Source organism: Paenibacillus xylanexedens (assembly GCF_007680605.1).
Classification (GTDB): Bacteria; Bacillota; Bacilli; order Paenibacillales; family Paenibacillaceae; genus Paenibacillus; species Paenibacillus xylanexedens_B.
Map to the genome: position 1 here is coordinate 1 of NZ_VEIO01000088.1, position 267 is coordinate 267.

1 protein-coding gene is annotated in these 267 nt (G+C 61.0%); it reads right to left on the reverse strand.

Annotation, left to right across the window (positions count from 1 at the left end):
• Nucleotides 1-267 (reverse strand): AMP-binding protein (locus FS818_RS28500; RefSeq protein ID WP_145336778.1); only part of this gene is annotated, 267 nt, incomplete at both ends.

Consider the following 267-nt stretch of genomic DNA (forward strand, 5'->3'; position numbering starts at 1 on the left):
CGCCGCGTTGGACAACAGTTACGCCCTTCGGCTGTCCCGTCGACCCCGAGGTATAGATCACATACGCCAGATCGCTTACGCCGCTGATCGCTGGCAGGTTTGCGGGTTCGCCCGTGTACAGCGATACGTCCGCCAAGTTCAGCACAGTGCCGGCATAAGCTGGCGGTACTTCCACATTCTCGCCGTATACAAGCAACAGATCCGCCCCGCTGTCCTCCAGCATGTACGTCATCCGATCCGGCGGGTACGCCGGGTCGATCGGCATGT